Raw genomic sequence first — 26,282 nt, 5'->3', positions numbered from 1 at the left:
GACGTCATGCCCGTGGAATTGCCCCGTCCGCAGGGGGACATTACGCCGCCTACACCGCCGACTCCGATCGTCTGGTTGATCGTGTTTCTTGTTGTGCTGGTGGCTGGCGTGGTTTCGACATTGTTGACATGGCCCAAGGGAGAGCCTACAGGGACCGCCTGGTTCTGGCTTCGCCTGCTGGCTTTTCCTGCCATGGCAGGGAGCCTGTTATATGGCTTGAGGCTGTACTACTACCAGGAAGAGATGACCCGGCTGGAGGCGGAGACCGAGACGCTTGCGGATGATCGTGAGAACGCCATCAGCTTTGCCCGCGAACCGCTAGCGGTTCTGGCCATGGCCTATCTCTGCGCGATTGGCACGAGGGATGTCGCACAGCGCGTCGCCGCAAAAAACACGTCGCTCGAATCACGCGACGCGCCGCAAGATGACGCGACAGTCGCGTCAGTGCGCCACACCGTGTTGACGCTTCCTGGCGATTCGCTGCGTGAAAACCGCTACCGGTCGTGCTTTGTTGAATTGCTGGAACGACTGGATCAGTCCCTCTGCAGTCTTCCGCAGCAGATTCCATTAGAGGTGTACTTGCAGTTGCCTGAAGGCGTGGCGCACGACGAGATACGGGCTATATGGCAGTCCTGTTGGGACGCGTTCGGGCATCGTCCTGGCGCACTCTCGATGCTGGCGCCGGAAAGCGGTCTCATGGCGCTCGATGAGTGGCTGGATGTTTATGGTGGCCCGGCGCTAGAAAAATTCGCCGTCTTCGTCGCCGTGCAACTGTATGACACACCGCCCGCGAACAGCGCGGAAGCTGCGACAGCTCTGCTGCTTGGGTGGGCTCCTCTGGCCGAGCGCAAAGGTCTGGTTTCGTTGGCCGAGCTACATCGGCCGGTGCAAGCCGAGCAGGATCAGATCAACGAAGCGGCATCTCGCGCGCTGTTATGGGGCGCGGTAGAACCCGAAGAAATCAGCGATATGTGGCAAGGGGGCCTGGAGCGCGCCGACAGATCCGCGTTGACGCAGGCGTCCTCGGATCTCGCGCTGGCTGTATCGAATACCGATCAGCTTGCGGGCATCCATGACGTCGACGCCGCGATAGGTGACGCGGGCGTCGCTTCCCCGTGGCTCGTCATCGCTCTCGCGGCTGAACACGCTGCGACTACCGGAAAGCCGCAACTGGCCGCCAGTCGGCAACACACGCTTCGACTGACGGTGGTGCAGCCGGTTGGCGAAACAAACGAAGCAGGACGGCAAGGATGAGCAATCGAACGATATCGGGTTACTGGATCGTCGTAGGCACGATGACATTGGCAGCATCCGTGACCGCATGGTTTCAAGGTGCGGCGTTGCTTGCGTCGCCGTACTTCCGGGTCACGATTGTCCTGTTGACCGGCGCGATTTTGCTCTTGCTGAGAGGTCCACTGACGAGCGCATGGCGTTGGGCCGCTCGTCTTGCGCCTCATCGGGAGCCCAGGCGGCATTCGCGCGATCCAGCAGCCCGTCTCGGTGCCTCGAAGAGCGCAGATGGCACGCTCGCACCGACATGGCATTCCGATATGACGCACGCTTTGCGCGGAAGGTACGGATGGCATTGGCGCTATCGCTTGCCGTGGCTGCTGATTACGGGCAATGCCAAGGTCATCGCTGACCAGTTGCCTACGCTTGTCGAACGCGGCTGGCTGGCGACTGGCGATGTCGTGTTGCTGTGGCGAGCGAGCGCCGCGAACGGGCTGCCTGATGATGGCTGGCTCAAACAACTTTACAAGCTACGGCGGCGTAGGCCCGTCGACGCCATTGTGGTCGCGCTCGACGGCAGAAGCGAATCATTTGCTTCGCCAGGCAGCACGAGCGCGTTGAGCACAGGCCTCTCGCGCATCGCGAGTGTTCTCCGTTGGTCCGCGCCAGTCCATATGCTTGCCGACACAGGCCTCGACGCGTTCAAGCGAGACGTGGACGAGCCCATCGGCTGTGTTTTGCCTCGCCGCTACGACGAGGCAGCTACGCTTCGCGCTCTGAAGGTGCTTGGCGATCGACTTGCGATCGCCGGTACTACACGCGTCGAAAAGGACAGTCGCAGCCGTTATATGGCAGCTTTGTCGCTTCGCCTCGATCAGTCGGCCATGACGATGGCCCGACTCTGCACTGAGCTGACCAACGCTACCCATATCCCCATGGCGCCGCGTGGCGTCTGGTTTCTACCGGCCGGAGAGGGCCCTGCGGTAACGCAGGATGAGGGAATAAGGGGCGCGGTCTTTTGGCGGCAACTCGGTGTGCAAGGTCGTCGTGCGGGTGGTCGTCGGGTCGGCTGGCATCCGAGCACGATAGGCGCAACCATCGTAACGGCGTGCGCGTGTCTATGGATCACCGGCATGGCGATCTCGGCCGGAGCGAACACGCGCGAACTGCTTTTCGCGAAGAATGTAGCGCAGGGGGCTGCAAAGGCGCGCGACGACAACCCGGGCTTGCGCGCACTACTAGATCTGCAGCACGACATTGAACGGTTCGAATACCGCGCGACGAACGGTGCTCCGTGGTATGCCCGCTTCGGACTGAACCGCGATGCTGCCATCCTGAGCGGGCTGTGGCAGGCGTACGGCCCGGCCAGCCACAGCCTGCTGGTAGCACCCACGCAACAGGGCCTCGAAAACACACTCGCATCCATCGCAGCCATGCGCACCGACATCGCTGACTCAGCAACGACCCAGCAGGCGGTACAAGGCCACAAGACGCTCAAGACCTACCTCATGATGGCCGAACCGCAACGCGCCGACGCGAAGCAGATGGAGCCAGAAATGACACACAACTGGTTAACGCGTGCGGCGTTGACACTCGGCGAACGCCAGGACCTCGCGCATCAATTTTTCCCGTTCTTTGCCCAGCATCTACCGACTCATCCCGGCTGGGCGATCCAGCCCCGCACCGATCTGGTTAACCGCACGCGCCAAACGCTGCTTGCAATCACAGGCGTGAAGAACTCGACAGACACCCTCTACCATTCGATCCTCGACGCAGCGGCAGGAAAATACGGCGACCAGAGCCTCGCAACGATGCTCGCCGGCACCGATGCAAGAGGCCTTTTCCACACATCGGCGACGGTACCGGGCGTCTATACGCGGCAGGCCTTCGACGGCCAGATTGTGCAGGCAATCGACGAAGCCGCCGCGCGCCAGGACGTTTCAACAGACTGGACACTTGGCGTAACGTCTTCCATTCAGCCACGCTTAGAGTCAGCCGCGGTACTGCGCAACGAGCTGCGTCAGATGTACTTCGACGACTACGCGCAGCATTGGCAGAGCTTCGCCAACTCAATCCAGTGGGAACCCGCCGCCACACTTCCAGCGGTCGCCGAACAATTGCGCCTCTTCGCGGATGCACGGCAATCGCCTCTGATCGCACTGATGAAAACGCTCGATTACCAGGGCCGCGCGGGCGAGAACGTGGAGTCGCTGTCCGACACACTCGTCGCCAAGGCGCAGAATCTGATCGGCAAGCACGAGTACGCCGGCCAGGTGGAAGGCCAGGCCGAGGGGCAGGTGAAGGCCATGCTGCCCGCCGCACCGCTCGATGCAGCGTTCGGTCCGGTGCTGCGCCTCGTCAGTCCGGCCCAGCTGCAAGGCAGTGCAGCATCGAACATGAGCATGTCGCGCTATCTCGACGCGGTGACGACCTTACGCCTGAAACTCGAAGCGATGACCAACAGCGGCAGCATGGACGACCAGGCGAAGCAGGTCGCGCAGTCGCTGTTTCAGGGAAAGAACTCCGACCTGTCCGATACCCGCAACTATGCGAGCCTGATTGCGGCAAGCCTCGGCGAGCAATGGTCAGGCCTCGGTGATTCACTGTTTCTGCGCCCGGTCGATCAGGCAATGCAGGCCGTGCTGCGACCCGCGCAGGCGAGCCTGAACGATGCATGGCGGCAAAGCGTCGTGGAACCGTGGGCGCGGTCCTTCCAGGGACGTTACCCGTTTGCGTCCAGCGGCGACGATGCGTCGTTTCCCGAACTGGTGCGTTTCATCCGCGACCAGACCGGACTTATTCCGGCATTCATCAACCAGCAACTGGCCGGCGCCCTTGAATTGCACGGTGACCAGTGGGTTCCGGGCAGCGCAGGCGGCCAGGGCATACGGTTCGACCCAGCGTTCCTGCGCAGCCTTAACGTGCTGCAAGGCATTGCGTCGCACCTGCTTGCGTCGGGCGCCGCGCAGTATCGTTTCGACCTGATGCCGCAGCCGACGGGCGACGTGACCGAAACGCTGCTGACAATCGACGGCCAGAAGCTGAAGTATTTCAACCAGGCCGATCGCTGGCAGCCCTTTGTGTGGCCCGGCAACGATCTGCTTGTCACCGGTACCCGCCTCGAATGGCAGACCGTTCAGTCGGGGCTGAACAAAAGCTTCGAACGCGATGGCCGCTGGGCATTCATCCGCATGCTGGAGTCGGCGCAAGTCGAACCACTGTCGGATGCGCGGTTCAAGCTCACATGGTCGGCGACGCCAGGCGCCTCGGGCAGCGCGCCTGCGTCAACGGCTACCGGCGCAGTGCCGGCACCGGCGAACGACACAGGCAGCCTGTTGCCGGGCGCGCCGCTGGTCGCGCTCCCGAAGACCTTCACGCATCCGATCACTTACGTAATGCGCACGGACGCAGGCAAGGGGCCGCTCGAACTGCTTGCGCTGCGTGGCTTCACGATGCCCACGCGGATTTTTGCGCCGGCGCCGACTCCAACTTCCGCTGCCATGAAAAGCGCTGGCCCGCCGCCGCTGCCTGCCTCAGCCATCGCCGCAGCCCGGCATGCGGCCGTGCCGCTGCCGCACGGCGCCATCCCTGACGTCGAGTGATCATGTTCGCGAATTTTCTCAAACAGCTTTTCGGCGCGCGCAATCCGGACGAACTCGTGCGCGCACGCATCGATACGTGGTCCGACTGGCTACAGCCGCTTATCTCAGTAGACGGTAACGGTGTAGGGCGAGACCCCGGGTATGACGACGCGTTCATGGTTGTCAAGGAAGAGATCGGCAAGCTCTCCGATATCGACAACGCCTTGATTGCCAGTTCGTGCGAGCACCTCATTAAGGAAGTCGGCAAGGATCTGCGCCTCGCCGGTTACTACGTGTTCGCACGGGTGCGGCAGGACGGCGCAGCGGGCTTCGCCGATGGACTCGAACTGGCCGCGGCGCTCGTCGATCGCTTCGGACCTGCATTGCTGCCTGCCCGTGACGAAGCGAAGCGCATCGCGCTCGAATGGGTTGCAACGGCGCGCGTGCTCGATCAGCTCGACCGGCACGACGCCTTTGCACCCGCCGATCTCGAACGCGCGATGGCGGCCCTGAATCTCATCATGGGTCGCACCGGCGAATGGCCCGATGCGGCCAGACCGAATCTCCAGCCGCTCATTTCGCGCTTCGAGGGCAAGGAGGAGCCGGCGCGGGCAGACTCCGCCGCATCCATAACGCACCCGGGCGCATCCGGCTTGCTGCTGTCAGGCGGTACGGCAATCGCGTCGACACGCGACGCACTCGAGCAGTCCCGCCTGATCGCCCAGTTCCTGCGCGATCAGGAGCACGGCTACCTGCCATCGGTTCGCCTGATCCGGTGCGTGCGTTGGGACACGCTTCACGATGTGCCACCGGCCGACGCGCAAGGGCGTACACGGCTTGCGCCACCGCGCTCCGAACTTCGCCAGCAACTCAAACGCCTTGTGCTGCAGAAGCAGTGGCACGAACTGCTGGAGCGCGTGGAAGGCGCCTACATGGAGGGCGTCAATCATCTGTGGCTCGACCTGCAGTACTTCCAGCACATCGCGCTTGATCATGCCGGCGCACCGTACACGGAGTGGCGGGACATCCTGCGGGCCGATTTTGCGCTGTTCCTCGAGCGTCTGAACGGAATCGAACGGCTCGCGTTCAACGACGGTACCGCATTCGCCGACGATGCCACGCTGGAATGGATCGCAAGTCACGCGGTCGTGCGTAATCTCGACGAAGGCGAGGCCGTTGCCGCGCTGCCCGTATCGACCGACGACGAAAACGGCGCGTCGGGCAACTGGCAGGAGATGGAGCAGCAGGCGCGCGAACTCACGCAGTCGCAAGGCCTTGACGCCGCGCTCGCCTGGCTCGCGGCGCTGCCCGGTATCCGGTCCGGGCGTCAGCGCTATCTGCAGCGCTGGGTGATGGCGCGCGTGGCCGGCCACGCGGGCAGGGCCGACACGGCCTTGCATCTGCTGGGTGAACTCGACGAGGACGGACAGGCGTATCGGCTTGCAAGCTGGGAGCCGTCCCTGACCTTCGAAGTCAAGCATCACCTGCTCACCACGCTCAAGGCGCTGCTGACGCGCAAGGATGCCGACAAACTCGCACTCGCTCAGCGCATCGAGAAGCTGCGCGGCGAACTGACCGTGCTCGACCCGGCTCGCGCGGTGGCGCTGCTGTAGCCGTTAGCCCAATACGACAGGACATCTTCATGGACGACGACTCCACACTGAACTACTACGAAGCCGAGATGCGCTATCTGCGCGAAGCCGGCCGGGAGTTCGCGCAAGCACATCCGGATCGCGCGCACATGCTCAATCTCGACCGCGTAGGCGACCGGGACCCGTATGTGGAACGCCTTTTCGAGGGCTTTGCATTTCTCACCGGGCGTTTGCGCAAGAAGCTCGACGACGAGCTGCCGGAGATTACCGAATCGCTGGTGAGCCTGTTGTGGCCGCACTATCTGCGCACGCTGCCATCGCTCTCCGTGCTCGAATTCGAACCGGATTTCGGCACGCTTCAGAAACTCGAATCGGTTCCCGCGGGCATCGAGGTCCGTTCCGACCCGATCGGCGCCGAAGGCACGCGTTGTACATACCGCACGACGCAGCCCGTCGACCTGCTGCCGTTGCGCCTGAAAACGGCGGGGGTCGCGTCGCGGGCCGACGGGCGCTCGACCATCCGCCTGTCGTTCCAGATCGAGGCGCAGTCGCGACAGGACACGCTCAGTGCGCGTTACCTGCGGCTCTATCTGAACGCCGACCGGCCGGTCGCGATGGCGCTGCACCTTGCGCTCACGCGCCATGTCGACGATGTCCTGCTGCGCATTCCCGACGCGCACGCGGGCGAACCCCGCTCGCTTCGCGATGCGTATTTCGCGCCCGCCGGCTTCGGCACGGAGGAGCGGTTGTGGCCGAAGCCGGACAACGCGTTCGGCGGCTATCAACTGCTGCTCGAATATTTCAGCTTTCCCGAGAAATTCCTGTTCGTGGATCTGTTCGGTATCGATCTCGCCGCACTGGCGCCGACCGTCACTGAATTCGAGGTCGAGGTTGTGCTCAACCAGACCTATCCGGCGGACCTGCGATTTTCCGAAAAGAACATCCGGCTCTTCTGCACGCCGATCATCAACCTGTTCCGGCTCGATGCGGAGCCGGTTCGCGTGGACCACCACGAAACCGAATACGTGGTGCGGCCGCGTCAGCGCCACGGCGGCCACGTCGAAACCTATTCGGTCGACGCCGTCGACGCACACGATCACGACTCGGGAGCGCGTGTCGAGTACGTGCCGTTCTCCAGTTTCAAACATCGCGGCGGCATGCTGCGACACGACGCGCCGGAACGGTACTATCACACGCGCGTGCAGCAGGGCGTGAAGGGCCTTTACGAAACGTGGGTGGTGCTCGGTGGCCACGCGTGGGAGAACGCGGAAGGACTGCCGCGCGAGACGCTCTCGTTGCGCGTGACCGGCACAAACGGGATGCTGCCGCGCAAAGGTCTCCGCGAGGCCGGCATCAATGAACTGATGAGCGGTGTGCCGAACGTAGCGCGCGTGCGCAATCTCGTGTCGCCGACTCTGCCATTGCACCCGCCGACGGGCGACCGCTTCCAGTGGCGCCTGCTGTCCCATCTAACGCCGAACTACCTGTCGCTGATCGATGCCGAAGTGCTGCGCGGCACGCTTGCGCTATACGACTGGACCGATGGCGAAATGAACCGGCGGCGTCTTGACGGCATCCAGAAGGTCACCCGAAAAGGCGTGCGCAAGGTGATGGGCGGCGCGGTGGAACGCGGTCTGCAGATCGAGGTGACGCTCGACAGCCGGGCGTTCGCGGGCGTCGGCGATCTGATGCTCTTCGGGGAACTGCTGCACCGCTTCTTCGAACTGTATGCCGACGTGAATCTGTTCACGCAACTGGTGATGATCAGTCTGCCGTCTCAGGAGCGTATCGAATGGCCGGCGAGCAAGTCGGATCGGGCGCCGATATGAGTGAAGCTGACGACGTGCGCTACGACGTGGGTTTTCGAAGGCCCAAGCTCGCACCGTTCGTGCGTGAGGTGCTGGCCAGCGCGCCGCGGATGAACATCTTTCAGCTGTGCCGCCTGCTCGAGTCGCATACGCCGGATCTCCCGCGCTTTGGCTCACAGGACGCGCTGGAACACGAACCCGTGCGCTTTCGGCCCAAAGGACGCGTAGGCTTTCCGGGTTCCGAAGTCGCGGCGGTGGAGTTCGATGAAGAGCGGCCGGACGCGCCGCCCGCGGTGCGCACGACCTTCCTGGGGCTGTACGGCGTAAACGCCGCGATGCCGTCGCACCTGATCGACGATATCGTGCTGCGACGCGAAGGACACGAGAAGGCGATGGCCTTTCTCGACATCTTCAATCATCGCGTCGTCACGCTTCTCTATCGCGCGTGGCTCAAATACCACTATCCGGTCAACTTCCGTGCTGGCGGGACCGATGATATCTCGAACTATCTGCTGTGCCTGGCGGGTCTCGGGATAGGCAACGCGGCGTACAAGTCAGGCCTCGCTCCTTCAAGACTGCTGGCTCTGCTTGGGCTGTTTACGCAACGCACGCGTCCAGCTGAAGGGCTTGCAGGCGTGGTGCGGCATCTGCTGGACGGTGCACAGGTTGCGGTGCGCGAGTTCTATCCGGTGTGGACACCTGTCGGCACGCCTCAGGGGCTGACAGCCAGGTCGCCGCAGCGGGCCGCTGCCGCAGGCACGGCGCTAAGCGGCCTCGGTGACGGGCATGTACTCGGTTCGCGCCTGCTCGACCACTCACAGGCGGTGCTCGTCACCATCCTGCCGCGTGATGCCGCGCAGACCCACGCGCTGCTGCCGGGTGAACCACTACACCACGACCTGATGCGCTTCGTGGCGGTGTATCTGGGCCAAAAGGCCGATGCGATTCTCTGCATGAAGATCCCGGCATCGAATGCGCCTCAACTTGCGCTGACGGCTGGCACTGCGCCCGCGGGCGTGCACCGGCCGCGTCTCGCGTGGACGGCGATGATCTCGCCGGCAGCCGACCAGATGGTGACGATACGCCTTGGCCGGTACGACTCTCTCGAATGCCAAAATTAAGGAGATCCGATGCAGATAATCCCAACCATGACCGTTGTTTGCGCAAGCGTGCTGTTATCGGCGTGCGGTGCGTGGCAGTCGGTGTCGGACGGTACCGCGAACACGTATAACGCCGTATTCCACAAGACGATCAAGACACTGAACGTGGACCTGAGCGCCCGCGCTTCCCTGAACAGCGGGACGGCCGAACAGCCACTGTCGGTCGCGATACGCGTGTACCAGTTGAAGGACCGCAAGACATTCGATGCCGCGTCTTACGATGAACTGCTGCAGAACGACCGCACCGTGCTTGCCCAGGATCTGCAGGATACGGCGAGCGCGATTGTCACGCCGGGCGGCGCTGTGAACCTGTCGCAGCCGATGCGCGCCGATACGCAGTATGTGGCCGTCGTCGCATTCTTTCGCGACGCTGCGGGCGGCGCTAACTGGCGCCGCGTGTTCCCGAAGAAAAGCCTCTCTGCCGACGACCCGCTGAAGCTGCAACTGGTCGACGACGAACTGGTCGTGGCTGGCGATATCCCGAAGGAGAGGCCCGCTCCGTGATTGTCGTGGACGTGCTGCGCAATGTATTGCGCATGCCTGAAGTCGCGGAAGTTGCCTATCGCGTGCGGCCTCGTCGGATGGCAATCCACCGGTTCGCATCCGCGACAACACGATGCAAAAGACGACGTCAGAAAATGTTTTTTCACCCGGCCAGCGCCGTTGCCTGAGATATTGCAGAACTGAACTACAACTTGCGAATGTGCACCTCCCGCCCCCATCACAAACGACCGATGCGATCTTTCACCTTGGCCTATCAATTAAATCCGGCCTCGCTTCCCACGCTGGCAAGAACAAACAACATCGCCTGTCTCCCGGTCGACCGCGCGCTTTTGCAGCGATATCTGAACGTTTGGATTACCATCGGCTTCCTTGATGCAGCAAAGGCTCTTGCCGCAGGCCCAGCAGATGCCGATCGCGACGTCAGAAAGCGCCCATGGAGACAATGGAAGCCGTCGATGTGAAGTCTTCGAGGGAAAGGAATAAATAGTCATGGGAACGTATTCAGACGGCGCCGCTCGCAAATGGAGCGTGTCGCTAATCCAAACAAAAATGATGCCACCCCGTCTTCCATCGGGATGGGTACAACGACCTGGTTTGATCGAACGGCTCCGTGAACGACGGCCGGGCAGCGTCACCATCGTCACCGCGCCTGCGGGTTTCGGCAAGACGACATTGCTTGCAGGATGGAGTGAAGCGCTGTCGAAGCAAAAGTATCCTGTCGCGTGGCTGAGCCTCGACGGAGAGGACGACGACCCTCAGCAGTTCGGCGCCTATCTGGTAGCGGCATTTTCCCGCGCGTCGGAAGACATCGCCTCGCCGGCGCAACAACTCCTGAACAATGATGCGCTGACCCCGATCAAAACAGTCGTGTCGGTGCTCCTGAACGGCATCGCCGCGTATGGTCAAAGTGTTTTCCTCGTGCTCGACGACGTCGACCGTCTGACCGCGAAGCCGGTTCTCGCGGTGGTGTCGCGTCTGCTGCGCTATGCACCCGAGAACTTGCATGTCCTGCTCGGCGCGCGCGGTGAACCGGCCTTGACGCTCGGTCAGCTTAGATCGCCAGAGAAGCTGATGCGCATCAATGTCGACGATCTCCGCTTTTCAATGGACGATGCACAGGCGTTTTTCAACCAGACCGGCACGGTGCTGCTCGACCGAAATAGTGTCGAGCTATTGAACGAAGCGACTGAAGGGTGGGTAGCAGGTTTGCAACTGGCCACCCTGGCACTGAATCAGGCCGGCGATGCGGCTAAGGTTGCCAGTAATCTCGCTGGAACCAGCTCGGGAATCGATCGCTATCTGGACGATACGGTGCTTGCACATTTGCCGCCGCCGATGCTGAAGTTCTTGCTGCACACATCCATTCTCGAGCGACTCAACCAAGCCGTCTGCGATGCCGTTATGGGCGGCGCAGCAGAAAGCGGGGAAAAGCTCGATTGGCTGGAGCGGAACAATGTGTTCATCCGGCCGCTTGATGACAAGCAGGACTGGTACCGCTATCACGCATTGCTATCCGACGCGCTTCGGCGACGCCTGATCCGGCAGATGCCGCGCGAGGTTCCATTGCTGCATCGCCGCGCGTACCAATGGTTCGCGCAAGCCGGTCTCTGGCCCGAAGCAGTCAGGCACGCGTTAGCCGCGGGTGAACTCGAACAGGCCGCACAGTGGGTCGAAAACTGTGCGATGGAGATGCTCGAGCGTGCTGAGCCGCACACGTTGTTAGGGTGGATCGGGAAACTGCCACCGGATGCCATCGCGGGACGCGTGCGTTTGCGTCTTGCGAAAGCGTGGGCGCTTGCGTTCTCGCTGCAACCGGCTCGCGCCACGAAGGAAATTAGCGTGATTACCGATGAAATCAATCGGTCGCGCCGCGATGACGGTGACGTCGTCGAAGCAGCCACATTGTCGGAGGTGAACGCAGTCAGCGCAATGATTGCCGGTATCAGCGACGACAGCGAACGCGCGCTTGCACTCGGCTTCGCCGCCGAGGCCTCGATGATGTCTACGGCGCCTTGGGCAAAGCGTTATGCACAGATTGCGCAATTCTTCGGTTTGATGTACCGGGGCAGGTTTGACCAGATACGCAGCATATGGGAAGTCGCCAAGGAGCGGGTAGGCAATAGCCGCGAGCCGATCTACTCCGATATGGTTCGACACGCGATGTACGGCCTTGCCGCCCTGGTCTATGGGGAGATGCATGAGGCAAGGCACGCTTTCGAGTCGGCGCTCCAGCGCACTGAGATCGCTATCGGCCGATCGTCAGCCGGCGTGGCTGGACTAGCCGGTTGTCTTGCATCGATCTGTTACGAATGCAACGAGGTGCAGCGAGCACGGGAGTTGATCGCGGGTCGCACCACGCTTGCGTTGGAAACGTCCCCGCTTGGGGCGCTGATACGGCATACGCTTTGTGCGTCACGCCTCTTGTGGCGCAACGGAGAAACCGGTTCGGCGCTAGCCATTCTCGAAGACGGCCGACAGGTCGCGCTCACCCGGCAGTGGCTGCGTCTCAAGCTAGCGTGCGATGCCGAGACGGTCAGATTGTTCCTTTTTGAAGGCAACATTGCCCAAGCAAGACAGGTTGCTGACGAACTCAGCGCGACTGTTCCAGCGATGTGCGAGGGGCGGATGGGCTCCGCCGTGGAAACCTGGACAAGCTACTGCCTGCTCCAGGCCCGGGTGCTGATTGCCGAAAACCTGGCTGACGAGGCCGCCGCGTTGCTTGCACGTTCGCTTGATACCGTGGCCGCGCTGGGCTGGCGTGGTCACGAGGCGCTGATCGCCGTGCTGCTTTCTGTTGCGCTCGAGCAGTGCGGAGATTCCGACAAGGCGTTCGTCGTACTCGGGCGCGCGCTAAGCATCGGACGAGCGATAGGCATGGTCAATAGCTTCGTGGATGAAGGGCAGCCGGTGCGTGCGTTGCTGCAGCGATTTCGCCAGATTTCAAAGGGCGTTTCCACGCCGGAAACGGTCTATGTCGACCGGTTATTGGCCGCCTTCGATGACCTCGGCATTCTATCGCTTGCATCCCCCGCAACCATCCAGGCCGTGACGACTGCAACAGATATGCTTAGCGCGAGAGAACTCGAGATTCTCAACCACGTCGCCCGTGGCCTGTCGAACAAGGAAATCGGTCGATCGTTGAAAGTGGCGCCTGAAACAGTCAAGTGGCATTTGAAGAACATCTTCGAAAAGCTGAATGTAAGCTCGCGAATCGAAGCCGTGCAGAGTGTCCTTGGGCTCGGCACGGAAAGCGGCCGCACCGCCGTTTAGTGACCGATGTCGGCTTAGCCCCCCCCCACATGGGGGGCTGCATTATCGCCTGGCGTAATTTATCGTCTCGTCACCGAACTCACCCTGTCAGCGGATGAGCGCCGCATATGGGGCGGAAGAGGGATTTTCCCGCGACTGTCTGGCCCCAGCCCACCACCCGGCATAAAGATGCAAAGCGTTAACGTGATTGCCGATTGAGTGGTGGGTCTGCTTCGCTCTCATGCGATTTAAATAAAAAAATAGCCTGAAAAAGCATCCATCCGGCTGACAGGTCACTTGGCATCGGCGCGACAGGGTCAGGGCTTCTATAGCCCTGCACCAGATTTTTTTGTCACGCGTGCCTTTTCGAATCGAGTTGGGCTGTGTATGTGTCGAGTTCTAGCGTCGCTAGCGTGATCACGCGCGCGGCGATAGTGGCCGTTTGTCGATGTCGATCGTGCTTGCTCATTCAGGGCGGCAAAGTTGCGCCCAGTTCCACTGGTTTTCGTCGTCAGCCGATAACCGCGCAATCGAGACTCGAAGAATGAATTTGCGTGCGGGGCGTTATGAGAATTGCAGTTCTGGACGATGATCCGGCGCAAGCCGATTTCGTGTATCAAACCTTGTCGGCGGAAGGGCATGTATGCCATGCCTTTGCGGAAGGCCGCGCGCTGGTCAAGCAGTTGCGCAGGCAAACCTTCGATTTGCTGGTGCTCGACTGGAACGTGCCCGACATGTCGGGCGACGAAGTGCTGCGCTGGGTGCGGCAGAGCTTGCCCGCGCATCTGCCGGTGCTGTTCATGACGAGCCGCAGCCGGGAGACCGACATTTCATCGATGCTGAACATCGGCGCCGATGACTATATCGTCAAGCCGGTCTCGGCAGGCCTGCTGCTCGCACGTGTCGGCTCGCTGCTGCGCCGCGCGTATCAACTCAATCAGGCGTCGACCAAGGAAGTGTTCGGCGAGATCGAGTTCGATCTGAAAGCCAAACAGGTGACCGCACGCGGCGAGCCCGTCTCGCTCACCCTCAAAGAGTTCGAGCTGGCGCTGCTGCTGTTCCAGCACCTGAGCCGCCCGCTGTCGCGCGCGCACATCATGGACGTGATCTGGAAACAGGCGACCGACATCCCGTCGCGCACGATGGACACCCACATATCGATGCTGCGCGCCAAGCTCGGTCTGCGGCCGGAAAACGGCTATCGCCTGACGCCGATCTACGGCTACGGGTATCGGCTAGAAAAAGTCGACAAGGGGGAGGCGTGAGCACAACCGCACCGCTTGCGCTGCGCAGCGTCCTAGCCTGCGCAGTCGCCGTGTTCGGGCTGCTGCCTGAACTCGCCTGCGCGCAAAGCGCTGGCGCTCATACCGCACCCAAGGCGCCGTCGGAGACAGTCACCTATACAACCCAATCCGGCGACACACTTTACGATATCGCGTCGCGCTATCTTCGCGATCCGCACGACTGGTCGGTGTTGCGCCGCGTGAATCGCGTGTCGGCGGCGCACCGCTTGCAGCCGGGTATCGAATTGCGCTTGCCGGTCGTATTGCTGAAGCAGGAGCCACAGTCCGCGCGCGTCGTTGCGACCAGCGGCCCGGTCGAGCACGCGTATCGCCAGAATGTGTTCGTCCCCGTGGCCGTCGGCATGACGCTCGGCGAAGGCGACCGGTTGCGCACCGGCCACGACGGTTTCGTCACGCTGGCGCTCGACGACGGCTCGCATCTGTCGCTGCCGCAGGACAGCATGATCGACATCGGCACGCTGCGCAGCACCGCGCTGACCGGCACGAAAGATCGCGTGATTCTCCTGCGGCGCGGTGAGGTGGACAGCGAAGTGACGCACGCGACGCGGCCCGCCGATCGTTTTCAGATTCATTCGCCATCGGTGGTGGCGGGCGTGCGCGGCACGCGTTTTCGCGTGAACTACGATAGCGACCAACGCTCGACCGCGGTCGAGGTGCTCGACGGCGCAGTCGGCGTCGATGCGGCGGCCGCGCGCGATGTCGCGCCGCCTGGCCAGCCGCTGCAGGCGTCCGCGCAACTGATCCGCGCGAAGTTCGGCAACGTGACCGGTGAGTCCGGCCGCGTGGGTGCGCCGATCGAGTTGCTGCCGCCCCCGGAACTGGTCAAGCCCGGCAAGGTTCAGGACGGCAAGGACGTCACTTTCGACCTGGTGCCGTACGCCGGCGCGCACGCGTACCGCGTGCAGATCGCGCGCGACGCGGACCTGCTCGATCTGATGCGCGACCAGCGCGTGAGCGTGCCGCATGCGACGTTCAGCGATATTCCGAACGGCACGTACTTCGTGCGCATTGCATCGATCGACGAAAACGGGCTTGAGGGCCTGCCGCAGATCTTCGCTTTCGAGCGGCGCCAGCTTGGTGTCGCCGCGTCGGCACAACGCCTCGGCAGCAGCACGCTCGACTTCCGCTGGGTGGTCGATCAACCGCACGTCGCAACGCGCTTTCGCTTCGTGCTGGCGAGCACGCCCGACCTGCAGAACCCCATCGTCGATCAAACGGATTTGACGGCCGGCGGGATCGTCGTGTCGGACCTGCAACCGGGCGTTTACTACTGGACCGTCGTCGTCGAGCAGTTTGAGAATGGCCGCTTCTACCAGAAGGGTAGTGCGGTCCGCTCATTCACGCTCGCCCGGTGACGCCCGTTGCGAGACGCTCATGATCTTCTACCCGCGTACATGGCTCGGCCAGCCCGTCGGACGTCGATTCCTGTATGAGTGGCTCGTAGTCGGCTGTCTCGGCGTCGTCGTCATCCTGCTCGGCGCGCTGTACGGCCTGACGGCGAGTGTCGATCATCTGATTTTCGACCGCTATCTGCGCCTCAATCCGCAGCCGGCGATGCCCGATATCGTCGTCGTCGAGATCGACAACGAGAGCATCGAGAAACTCGGGCGCTGGCCCTGGCCGCGCAGCGTACATGCGCGCCTGCTCGACGAGATCGCGAAAGCGCAACCGGCCGCGGTGGTGTACGACGTGCTATTCACCGAGCCGAGCGACGACGATGCGCAACTCGCCCGCGCGGTCGCCGCGAGCCCGACCTATCTGCCGATCCTGCTGACGCCGGAAGACATTCACGGCGAGCGCATCGCAATCAAGCCAGTCGAGCCGCTGGCGCGCGCCGCGGCGGGTCTCGGACACATCAACTTCGAAGTGAACAGTGACGGCGTGGTACGCAGCGTCGCGATGTTCGAAGGCGATGCCAATGCGCGCTGGCCGCAATTGATGGTGCCGCTCGCACGCGCGATCGGCAACGGCACCGTGAAGCTGCGCGACGGCGTCGGCGCGAGGGCGATGGCACGCATGCGTGAGGCGCGCGCGCTCGCCGGCAACGACGAAGGGCGCTTTATGATTCCCTTCAGACCGCTCGCCCACCCGTATCAAAAGATCTCGTTCGCCACGCTGCTCGAAGGCGGTGTGCCGCAAAGCATGCTGCGCGGCAAGATCGTGCTGATCGGCGTCACCGCCTCGGGCCTGTACGACCGATTCTCGACACCGATGTCAGGCGAGCTCGGCCCGCTGCCCGGCGTCTATATCCACGCGACCGTGCTCGACACGCTGCTGACGGGGCGCGAGATCGATCCCGCCAGCGGGTTGCTGGTGTTCGTGGTGTCGCTTGCACCGCTCATCGCGCTGCTGGCGGGCCTGTTGATGTTGTCGCCGTTGCGCTCGCTGCTGCTGACGACCTTGCTGGGCGCGATGATGATGCTCATCAGCGCGGCGGCGTTAGCCGGCCTGCAGCTATGGATCTCGCCGATTCCGGCGATCGCGGGGCTAGCGGTCGTCTATCCGATCTGGAACTGGCGGCGCCTCGAAATGACGATGGCGTATTTGCGCAAGGAACTGCAGCGGCTCGCCGACGAACCGTATCTGCTGCCCGAAACGCCGCGCGAGCGGCGCGAGTTCGGCGGCGATGTGCTCGAGCAGCATATGGCGCTGATGGCGCAAGCGGCGCAACGCGTGCAGGACATGAAGCGCTTCGTCTGGGACAGCCTCGACAGCGTGCCCGAGCCGATTCTCGTCAGCGAATTGCGCGGCGTCGTGGTGATCGCGAATCATGCGGCGAAACTGCATTTCGACACGCTCAATGCCGCAAACCCGGTCGGCAAATCGATGCGCGAGATGTTCGGCGATCTCGCGTTCGTCAAGACGATCGATGCCGGCGACAGCGCCGATGCGTGGATCCGCGCGCACTGGCCGGCCATGCTCGATCCGACCCGCCAGGAGTTTTCCGCACTGATGGAGCAGGGCATCGAGGTGCGCGATCGCAATGAGCGCGACCACCTGTTGCGCTACGCGAAGTGCGCGAACGCGCAAGGCGAAGCGACCGGCTGGATTGCGGGCCTGGTCGACGTGACGGCCCTGCATGCGGCTGAGCGTCAGCGTGAAGATGCGTTGCGCCTGCTGTCGCACGACATGCGCTCGCCGCAGGCGTCGATTCTCGCGCTGATCGAAATCGAGCGCACCCGCACGGTTGAATCGGAACGCATGCGCGAGCTGCTGTTGCGCATCGAACGCTACGCAAAGCGCTCGCTGACAATGGCCGACGATTTCGTGCAGCTCGCCCGCGCGGAGTCGCAAGCGTACGTGCTTGAACCGGTGAGCCTGCTCGAACTCGTAATCGACGCCAGCGACGAAGTGTGGCCGCAGGCGCAAGCGAAGCAAATCCGCCTCGATGCGCAATGCGACGAGCAAAGCGCCGGCCACTGGATCAACGCCGACCGTTCGCTGATGACGCGCGCGCTGGTGAACATCCTGAACAACGCCGTCAAATACAGCCCGGGCGGCACGCAGATCGTCTGCACGATCGGGCATGATGCGCCGCCGTCCGACGACCAGCCGGCACACGTGCTGTGCACGGTGCGCGACGAGGGCTACGGCATTCCCGCCGGACAGCAGGACCATCTGTTCGAGCGGTTTCAGCGCTTTCACGAGACCGAACGTCCGGAAGTGGGCGGCGCGGGGCTCGGGATGGCGTTCGTGAAGACGGTCGTGACCCGGCACGGCGGCGACATCCGCGTCGTGAGCGCGCCGGGCACGGGCACCGCGATCACGATCATGCTGCCGGTGCTCGACGAGGCCACCGCTTAAACCCCTTACAACGCTTGACTGGACCCCATCCAGTCGAAGGGACAGGAAATGAGAAATCCGCGAATCGGCGCCGCATGCGCGGCGGCGAGCCTTTGTTTGTTGGCCGGCTGCGCCGGCGTTCGGACCGAAGTACTCACGTCGCAAACGCAGAACGACCTTCGGCTCGAGCATAGCTACGTGATCGCGCGTTCGCCGCTGCAGGAGGCGAGCTCAGACCAGGCACGTTACGAGGCATTGGTGCGCCGTGAACTGGGCCGCTACGGCCTCGTCGATGCCGCTGCCGGGCAAGCGCACTATGTATTGTCGATTGCGTATGACACGCGGCCGGCGAGCGTCGCGATCGACGCCGGCGATTGCGCGGAAGCGTCTTGCCGCAACACGGACAGTGCGCGCTTCCTCTGGTTCAACCGTTCGTGGAAGCACACGCTGACGCTGCGCTTCCTCGACCCTGCGAGCGGCGACGAGGTGTATAAGGTCAGCGCGACGAGCCGCGACGGCGATGCCGACGCGCAGCGCGCCGCTCCTTATCTCGTGAAGAGTGCGCTTGCACAACTGCCGTTTGCGCAGCACCGGCACTGGCGCATCGAGCTACGCCCGGCCGCAGTGCCCAACGATACGCCGTCACTCGTGTCCGTTAAGCCGGTTCAACAGTGACGGCGAAGCATTTGTGAATGGGATGTGAATGCACACCATTGTCATGGCTTCACCGGTAGATATTCCATAAATCGTTAAAGATAGTTAGTTCCGCGGCAATTTTCTGGACATGAAAGCCTGCATGTCCCATCCTTCTCAAAAATGCTCGAACAGGTCGTAACCCACTGATAGATAAAGGTGGAATCGAGCATCGCAGCACCCTGGAGCGCAATCATTTAGATAAAAAATCTGGAAATCATTGTATATAAAAAATTCCGCAATTTGACAAAATTTAAAGAATAAGCGGAATTTGAAACGGCGGTTTTTATGGTCCGCCGGAAGCAATGGTGCCAGTCCGTATTGAGCATCGGAAAAAACATGAACGAGTGGACCAAGCCGTTACACGAGCCGATCGCGCCCTGGGATGCGCGTTCCCGCGCAGACCTGGATATGCGCGTAGCGGGCTCGGTGATCGACGCGATCGAAAACGACCGTGTGTTGCTGTTCTGTCAACCGGTGTGCAGCGCGGGAGACCTGGGGGAGGTGCTGTACTTCGAATGCCTCGTGCGTTTGCTGCGTGAAGATCGGCAGACGATCGAGTATCCGGGGAGTTTCATTCCGAGCCTCGAACGGCTCGGCATGATGCAGTGCCTCGACCGACATGTGGTGTCGCTCGTGATTGACCTGTTAAAGGCGCATTCGCATCTGTACCTCGGCGCGAACATTTCCGCGCAAAGCGCAGCAGAAGACGACTGGTGGGCATCGACGTTCATGCAGCTGGCGACGATGCCGGACGTTGCGCGGCGTCTCGTGATCGAGATCACCGAGACCGCGCCGCTCGACGTGGGAGCCGGTCGCGCGTTTGTCAGGCGCGTGCAGCAACTGGGCTGCCGGGTCGCGATCGACGACTTCGGCACCGGCTATGCGGTCGAGACAGGCACGCAGATCTGCTCGCCGGACGTTGTGAAAATCGCCGGCGAAATGCTGGCGGGCAATAACGATCGCGATGGGCGCAACGATGAGCTTGCGCGGCTCGTCGCGCTTGCAAGAGATATCGCACCGTGCGTCGTGCTCGAAGGGATCGAGAGCGCGCATGCGCTCGAGCTGGCGCGCGATGCGGGCATCGATTGCGTGCAGGGCTATTACATCGGCAAGCCGCAAAACCTTGCGATACACGTGCCGCAGGAGCCGGTGTGCGACTCCGGCACATGCGATGAGGCGGGCCTGCCCGGTAACGAAATCAGCCTGATGCCATTTGTGGAGTTGTCCGATCTGCTCATGGAGTCGGACATGACCCGTGAGATTAAGACGCCGCTGACCGGCGCCGCGCTCGAACAGGCCGTGCAGTTGCTCGAGAAAAACGCGGAGGCGATTGTCGAGCAGAGCGTGTGCTGCAAGTTGCGTGAGTACGCGAAACTGGCCTACGTGACGGGCCTCACGAGCAGCGTGTACGGCAAGCAATCGGCGATCGCGGCGACGTTGCGGGAGGAGATGGCTGGCGTCATTCGAGAAGGAAAAGACCACCCGGAACGATCGGTCCGGCTATTGCGATGTATTGCGGCGTTTGGTCGGTTGCATGGGCAATTGATTGTGTGCCCGTTCGGGATGGAAGAGACGCGGGGTAAATCGCGGGCCTGATGTTGGTGGAATGCGTAGGTCGATTATCGGCAACTAGGTACTCTATATATCGTTAGGAATGCAAATATTAAATGAGAATCGCCAGAAACCGATGGCGATTCCGTTCGCGCGAACGGGCTGATGCCGTAGCGAACTCCCTTGGAGAGAATACAAATGAATAAAGTCTATCGTCTGGTGGCCAATCGCCGAACAGGAAAAATCACGGTTGTTGCGGAGGACGTGCGGGGGCAGGGGAAGGGAGGGGAGGCGGGTTCAGGTGAAGCGCGCCTTGAAAACCGCAGGACGCTCGGTCGTTTGTCGGCGATTGCTTTCCTTGTTACAGGTGGGTTAGGAGTTTCGTCTACAGCACTGGCTGGGGGCGGTTTGCAATTGTGTCCTGGAAGTACCACCGCTGCAACCGGTGCATCGTGGGGCTCAGGCAGCGCTGCTGCGGGGAGCGCTTTAAGCTGCGGCACAAGCGGTGCTGCTTTCGCGCTCAACAATACCGGGTCGACCACCGGAGGCGGCGGATTCGGCACGTCGACGGCGAGTGTGGCGGGGTTTAGCAACGGTTTGCTTCAGCTGCAGGGGAACGCTGGGATTTCAATGCTCGGTGTCGTGCAGATGAATTCCAACACGATCACGGCACTTGCCGCGGGCGCAGTGTCCGCGACGAGCACAGACGCGATAAATGGATCTCAGCTCTTTACGTTGTCGACGGCTACGTCGACGGGCATCAGCACAGTACAAAGTGGGGTGGACTCGTTGTCCACCGGTCTGTCGACGACGAACAGCAGTGTCGCCGTACTATCGACCTCGGCTTCATCGGGCATCAGCACCGCGCAAAGCGGTGTCGCCGCGCTGAACACGGGCCTGTCCACCACCAACAGCAATGTGGGCGTGCTGAGCACCGGGTTGTCGACCACGAACAATAACGTTACGACTCTGTCGACCTCGGCTTCGTCGGGCATCAGCACTGCGCAAAGCGGTGTCGCCGCGCTGAACACCGGCTTGTCCACCACCAACAGCAATGTGGGCGTGTTGAGCACCGGGCTGTCGACTACGAACAATAACGTTACGACGCTGTCGACCTCGGCTTCGTCCGGCATCAGCACCGCGCAAAGCGGTGTCGCCGCGCTGAACGCGGGCTTGTCCACCACCAACAGCAATGTGGGCGTGCTGAGCACCGGGCTGTCGACCACGAACAATAACGTGACGACGCTGTCGACCTCGACGTCCACCGCGCTCGGTTCGCTGTCGACGGGCGTGGCCGCGGCGGTCCAGTACGACAATACGACGCATACGAAGGTCACGCTGGGCGGTGCGGGTTCCACCACGCCGATCACGCTGACGAACGTCGCGGCAGGCGTGAATCCGACCGACGCGGTGAACTTCGGCCAGTTGACCACGCTGTCGACCACCACATCGACCATGGGCAGTTCACTGTCGACCAGCATCTCGACCACGAATACCAACGTGGCGACGCTTTCGACTTCGGCCTCGACCGGCATCAGCACGGCCCAGGCGGGCGTGAACACGCTGACCACCGGGCTGTCTACGAACAACAGCAATGTCGCCGTGCTGTCGACGGCAGTATCGGCCACGAACAGCAATCTGACGACGCTCTCCAACGCGACCTCGGCAGCCATCAACTCGCTGTCGACCGGTGCGGCCGCTGCGGTTCAGTACGACGACACGACGCATACGAAGGTCACGCTGGGCGGCGTCGGCGCCCCCGGGCCCGTCACGCTGACCAATGTCGCGGCAGGCGTGAACCCGACCGATGCGGTGAACGTCAGCCAGTTGACCACGCTGTCCACTTCCGCCTCGACGGGCGTCAGTTCGTTGTCGACCGCGCTGTCCTCGACGGGTAGCAGCGTTGGCTCGCTGTCCACGGGACTGTCGACGGTCGGCAGCAACGTGGCCACGCTGTCGACGTCGACCTCCACGGGCATCAGCACCGCACAGAGCGGCGTCAATTCGCTGTCGAGCGGCCTGTCGACCACCAGCAGCAACGTCGCGGTGTTGTCGACGTCCGCGTCGAGCGGTATCAGCACGGCACAAAGCGGAGTCGGCTCCCTGTCGACCGGGCTGTCGACGACCAGCAGCAATGTGACCGCACTGTCGACGTCGGCTTCGACGGGCATCAGTACCGCGCAAAGCGGCGTGAATTCGCTGTCCACGGCGCAGTCGTCGACGAACAGCAGCGTTGGCGCGCTGTCGACGGGTCTTTCGACGACCAATAGCAATGTCGCGGTGCTGTCGACCTCGGCTTCGACCGGCATTAGCACCGCACAGAGCGGCGTGACTTCGCTGTCGACGGGCCTCTCGACGACCGACAGCAATGTCGCGGTGCTGTCGACCTCGGCTTCGACCGGCATCAGCACGGCACAGAGCGGTGTGACCTCGCTGTCCACCGGACTGTCGACGACCGATAGCAATGTCGCGGTGTTGTCGACCTCGGCTTCGACTGGCATTAGCACGGCACAAAGCGGCGTTACCTCGCTGTCGACGGGCCTCTCGACGACCGACAGCAATGTCGCCGTACTGTCGACCTCGGCTTCGACCGGCATCAGCACCGCTCAAAGCGGTGTAAGCTCACTGTCCACCGGCCTGTCGACCACCAACAGCAACGTGACGACGCTCTCCACATCGACCTCGACGGCACTCAGCACGCTGTCGAATGCCGCCGTGCAGTACGACGACACCACGCATACGAAGGTCACGCTCGGCGGTGTGGGTGCACCGGGCCCGGTCACGCTGACCAACGTCGCAGCCGGCGTGAACCCGACCGACGCGGTGAACTTCAGCCAGCTGACCACACTGTCCACGTCAACCTCGACCGGGATCAGCTCGCTGTCGACGGCTCTCACGCAGACCGCCGCCAGCGGCATCAGCACCGCGCAGAGCGGGGTGGATTCGCTCTCGACGGCGCTGTCGTCGACTGACAGCAACGTCGGCTCGCTGTCGACGGGTCTTTCGACGACCGACAGCAATATCGCGGTGCTGTCGACCTCGGCTTCGACCGGCATCAGCACGGCACAAAGTGGCGTTACCTCGCTGTCCACCGGACTGTCGACGACCGATAGCAATGTCGCTGTGTTGTCGACCTCGGCTTCGACTGGCATCAGCACTGCACAGAGCGGTGTGACGTCGCTGTCCACCGGCCTGTCGACCACCAACAGCAATGTCACGACGCTCTCCACGTCAACTTCGACGGCACTCAGCACGCTGTCGAACGCTGCCGTGCAGTACGACGACACCACGCATACGAAGGTCACCCTCGGCGGTGTGGGTGCACCGGGCCCGGTCACGCTGACCAATGTCGCCGCCGGCGTGAACCCGACCGACGCGGTGAACTTCAGCCAGCTGACCACGCTGTCCACATCGACCTCGACCGGTATCAGCTCGCTGTCGACGGCTCTCACGCAGACCGCCGCCAGCGGCATCAGCACCGCGCAGAGCGGGGTGGATTCGCTTTCGACGGCGCTGTCGTCGACTGATAGCAACGTCGGCTCGCTGTCGACGGGTCTTTCGACGACCGACAGCAATATCGCGGTGCTGTCGACCTCGGCTTCGACTGGCATCAGCACGGCACAAAGCGGCGTTACCTCGCTGTCCACCGGACTGTCGACGACCGATAGCAATGTCGCTGTGTTGTCGACCTCGGCTTCGACTGGCATCAGCACTGCACAGAGCGGTGTGACGTCGCTGTCCACCGGCCTGTCGACCACCAACAGCAATGTCACGACGCTCTCCACGTCAACTTCGACGGCACTCAGCACGCTGTCGAACGCTGCCGTGCAGTACGACGACACCACGCATACGAAGGTCACCCTCGGCGGTGTGGGTGCACCGGGCCCGGTCACGCTGACCAATGTCGCCGCCGGCGTGAACCCGACCGACGCGGTGAACTTCAGCCAGCTGACCACGCTGTCCACATCGACCTCGACCGGTATCAGCTCGCTGTCGACGGCTCTCACGCAGACCGCCGCCAGCGGCATCAGCACCGCGCAGAGCGGGGTGGATTCGCTTTCGACGGCGCTGTCGTCGACTGACAGCAACGTCGGCTCGCTGTCGACAGGGCTCTCGACGACCGATAGCAATGTTGCTGTACTGTCGACGTCGGCTTCGACCGGCATCAGCACCGCTCAAAGCGGTGTGACCTCGCTGTCGACGGGCCTGTCGACGACCGATAGCAATGTCGCCGTGCTGTCGACGTCGGCCTCCACGGGCATCAGCACGGCACAGAGCGGTGTAACCTCACTGTCCACCGGCCTGTCGACCACCAACAGCAACGTGACGACGCTCTCCACGTCAACTTCGACCGCACTCAGCACGCTGTCGAATGCCGCCGTGCAGTACGACGACACCACGCATACGAAGGTCACGCTCGGCGGTGTGGGTGCACCGGGCCCGGTCACGCTGACCAACGTCGCAGCCGGCGTAAACCCGACCGACGCGGTGAACTTCGGCCAGCTGACCACGCTGTCCACGTCCACGTCGACCGGTATCAGCTCACTGTCCACCGCCATCACGCAAACGGTCGACAGCGGCCTCAGCACCGCGCAAAGCAATGTCGATTCACTCTCGACCGCACTGTCATCGACCGACAGCAACGTCGGCTCGCTGTCCACCGGACTGTCGACCGCCGACAGCAATATCGCGACGCTGTCGACCTCGATGAGCACGCTGTCGAACGCCGCCGTGCAGTACGACGACACGTCGCACACGCAGGTCACCCTCGGCGGCATCGGTGCAACCGCACCCGTGCGGCTGACCAACGTCGCAGCCGGCGTGAACCCGACCGATGCCGTGAACTTCAGCCAGTTGACCTCGCTGTCCACGTCGGTGTCGAGCGCGCTGTCGACCACCAACAGCACCGTCTCATCGCTGTCCACTTCAACGTCGACCACCATCGGCACCACGCAAAGCAGCGTGAATTCGCTGTCGACCGGCGTATCGACGGCCAACAGCAATGTCGCGTCGCTGTCGACGTCGACCTCGAGCGCGGTCAGCACCGCCCAAAGCGGCGTCGATTCGCTGTCGACCGGCCTGTCCACGACCAACAGCAATGTCGCGTCGCTGTCGACCGGCCTCAGCACAACCGACAGCAACGTGAGTTCGCTGTCGCAGGCCGTCTCGTCGATGGGCAACGGCAGCGGCGCGAACACGTCCACCGCGGACGGCGGCACGGGTCTCGGCACCGGCTCGGCAGCGACCGCGCAGAACGCGACGGCAGTCGGTGCGGGCGCAACGGCATCGCAGTCGAACGCAACGGCGCTCGGCTGGCATGCGTCGGCTTCCGCGGATAGCAGCACCGCGCTGGGCTCGAGCTCCTCGGCGTCCGCCCAGAGCGCGACCGCGGTAGGCGCGAACGCATCGGCGATGGCGCCCAATTCGGTGGCGCTCGGCGCGGGCTCGGTGGCCAGCGAAGAGAACACCGTGTCGGTCGGCTCGCCAGGCAGCGAACGGCGGATCACCAACGTCGCGCCGGGCGTGAACGGTACCGATGCAGTGAACATGAACCAGTTGAACGGCGTGCAGTCGAGCGTCAACAGCGTCGCCCGCGACGCCTATTCGGGCATCGCCGCAGCCACCGCGCTGACGATGATTCCGGAGGTCGATCCGGGCAAGACGCTGTCGATCGGCATCGGCGCCGCGACCTACCACGGCTACAGCGCAACAGCGTTCGGCATGAACGCGCGCATTACGCAGAACCTGAAGATCAAGGCGGGCGTGGGCGTAAGCTCGGCAGGTACGGCGGTGGGCGCGGGTATCGGGTATCAGTGGTAACGGC

14 protein-coding genes and 1 pseudogene are annotated in these 26,282 nt (G+C 62.8%); all 15 read left to right on the top strand.

Annotated features, from left to right (window positions below):
* Positions 1-6: 6 nt before the first annotated feature.
* Positions 7-1,254, top strand: a complete 1,248-nt coding sequence (locus HV675_RS06440; protein ID WP_175110042.1) for a hypothetical protein — start codon at positions 7-9, stop codon at positions 1,252-1,254.
* A complete protein-coding gene (locus HV675_RS06435) occupies positions 1,251-4,832 on the top strand; it encodes an ImcF-related family protein (protein ID WP_175110041.1) in 3,582 nt (1,193 codons plus the stop codon). The genes HV675_RS06440 and HV675_RS06435 overlap by 4 nt, the downstream gene beginning before the upstream one ends.
* Positions 4,832-6,424, top strand: coding sequence for a type VI secretion system protein TssA (gene tssA, locus HV675_RS06430; protein WP_377700593.1), 1,593 nt, complete (start codon positions 4,832-4,834; stop codon positions 6,422-6,424). The genes HV675_RS06435 and tssA overlap by 1 nt, the downstream gene beginning before the upstream one ends.
* Before the next feature lie 29 nt (positions 6,425-6,453).
* Positions 6,454-8,232: a type VI secretion system baseplate subunit TssF gene (tssF, locus tag HV675_RS06425; protein ID WP_175110039.1), complete on the top strand. Its 1,779-nt coding sequence runs from the start codon at positions 6,454-6,456 to the stop codon at positions 8,230-8,232.
* On the top strand, positions 8,196-9,332 hold the full coding sequence (gene tssG, locus HV675_RS06420) for a type VI secretion system baseplate subunit TssG (RefSeq protein WP_175110038.1): 1,137 nt from the start codon (positions 8,196-8,198) through the stop codon (positions 9,330-9,332). Before tssF ends, tssG begins: the two co-directional genes overlap by 37 nt.
* A gap of 9 nt (positions 9,333-9,341) precedes the next feature.
* The gene (tssJ, locus tag HV675_RS06415; protein ID WP_175110037.1) at positions 9,342-9,875 is read left to right on the top strand and encodes a type VI secretion system lipoprotein TssJ; all 534 of its coding nucleotides are present in this window, start codon (positions 9,342-9,344) and stop codon (positions 9,873-9,875) included.
* A gap of 230 nt (positions 9,876-10,105) precedes the next feature.
* Positions 10,106-10,336, top strand: a complete 231-nt coding sequence (locus tag HV675_RS06410) for a hypothetical protein (RefSeq protein ID WP_175110036.1) — start codon at positions 10,106-10,108, stop codon at positions 10,334-10,336.
* Positions 10,337-10,469: 133 nt separating this feature from the next.
* On the top strand, positions 10,470-13,145 hold the full coding sequence (locus HV675_RS06405; RefSeq protein ID WP_246270121.1) for a winged helix-turn-helix domain-containing protein: 2,676 nt from the start codon (positions 10,470-10,472) through the stop codon (positions 13,143-13,145).
* A 545-nt stretch (positions 13,146-13,690) separates the two neighbouring features.
* Positions 13,691-14,389: a response regulator transcription factor gene (locus tag HV675_RS06400; protein ID WP_175110034.1), complete on the top strand. Its 699-nt coding sequence runs from the start codon at positions 13,691-13,693 to the stop codon at positions 14,387-14,389.
* Positions 14,386-15,783 carry a FecR family protein gene (locus tag HV675_RS06395; protein WP_175110033.1) on the top strand — a complete coding sequence of 466 codons (1,398 nt, stop codon included), beginning with the start codon at positions 14,386-14,388 and terminating at the stop codon, positions 15,781-15,783. Before HV675_RS06400 ends, HV675_RS06395 begins: the two co-directional genes overlap by 4 nt.
* A 19-nt stretch (positions 15,784-15,802) precedes the next feature.
* A complete protein-coding gene (locus tag HV675_RS06390) occupies positions 15,803-18,232 on the top strand; it encodes a CHASE2 domain-containing protein (RefSeq protein ID WP_175110032.1) in 2,430 nt (809 codons plus the stop codon).
* A 48-nt stretch (positions 18,233-18,280) separates the two neighbouring features.
* On the top strand, positions 18,281-18,886 hold the full coding sequence (locus HV675_RS06385) for a DUF4136 domain-containing protein (protein WP_175110030.1): 606 nt from the start codon (positions 18,281-18,283) through the stop codon (positions 18,884-18,886).
* Between the two features lie 357 nt (positions 18,887-19,243).
* The gene (locus HV675_RS06380) at positions 19,244-20,503 is read left to right on the top strand and encodes an EAL domain-containing protein (RefSeq protein WP_175110028.1); all 1,260 of its coding nucleotides are present in this window, start codon (positions 19,244-19,246) and stop codon (positions 20,501-20,503) included.
* Positions 20,504-20,656: 153 nt separating this feature from the next.
* Positions 20,657-20,782, top strand: a pseudogene (locus HV675_RS32925) (ESPR-type extended signal peptide-containing protein); the annotation flags it as partial.
* A gap of 324 nt (positions 20,783-21,106) precedes the next feature.
* Complete coding sequence (locus HV675_RS06375) at positions 21,107-26,278, top strand: YadA-like family protein (protein ID WP_377785490.1); 5,172 nt, start codon at positions 21,107-21,109, stop codon at positions 26,276-26,278.
* Positions 26,279-26,282 lie beyond the last annotated feature (4 nt).

Source organism: Paraburkholderia solisilvae, from assembly GCF_902859875.1.
GTDB lineage: Bacteria > Pseudomonadota > Gammaproteobacteria > Burkholderiales > Burkholderiaceae > Paraburkholderia > Paraburkholderia solisilvae.
The sequence above is the reverse complement of the archived record's forward strand: the minus strand, read 5'-3'. Positions and strand labels throughout refer to the sequence as shown.

Excerpts from the sequence above, each read along its gene's own strand:
- HV675_RS06440 (WP_175110042.1), top strand. The coding sequence starts at position 7 with ATGCCCGTGGAATTGCCCCGTCCGCAGGGGGACATTACGCCGCCTACA.
- HV675_RS06435 (WP_175110041.1), top strand. The coding sequence starts at position 1,251 with ATGAGCAATCGAACGATATCGGGTTACTGGATCGTCGTAGGCACGATG.
- tssF (WP_175110039.1), top strand. The coding sequence starts at position 6,454 with ATGGACGACGACTCCACACTGAACTACTACGAAGCCGAGATGCGCTAT.
- tssG (WP_175110038.1), top strand. The coding sequence starts at position 8,196 with ATGGCCGGCGAGCAAGTCGGATCGGGCGCCGATATGAGTGAAGCTGAC.
- tssJ (WP_175110037.1), top strand. The coding sequence starts at position 9,342 with ATGCAGATAATCCCAACCATGACCGTTGTTTGCGCAAGCGTGCTGTTA.
- HV675_RS06410 (WP_175110036.1), top strand. The coding sequence starts at position 10,106 with ATGCGATCTTTCACCTTGGCCTATCAATTAAATCCGGCCTCGCTTCCC.
- HV675_RS06400 (WP_175110034.1), top strand. The coding sequence starts at position 13,691 with ATGAGAATTGCAGTTCTGGACGATGATCCGGCGCAAGCCGATTTCGTG.
- HV675_RS06390 (WP_175110032.1), top strand. The coding sequence starts at position 15,803 with ATGATCTTCTACCCGCGTACATGGCTCGGCCAGCCCGTCGGACGTCGA.
- HV675_RS06385 (WP_175110030.1), top strand. The coding sequence starts at position 18,281 with ATGAGAAATCCGCGAATCGGCGCCGCATGCGCGGCGGCGAGCCTTTGT.
- HV675_RS06380 (WP_175110028.1), top strand. The coding sequence starts at position 19,244 with ATGAACGAGTGGACCAAGCCGTTACACGAGCCGATCGCGCCCTGGGAT.
- HV675_RS06375 (WP_377785490.1), top strand. The coding sequence starts at position 21,107 with ATGAATTCCAACACGATCACGGCACTTGCCGCGGGCGCAGTGTCCGCG.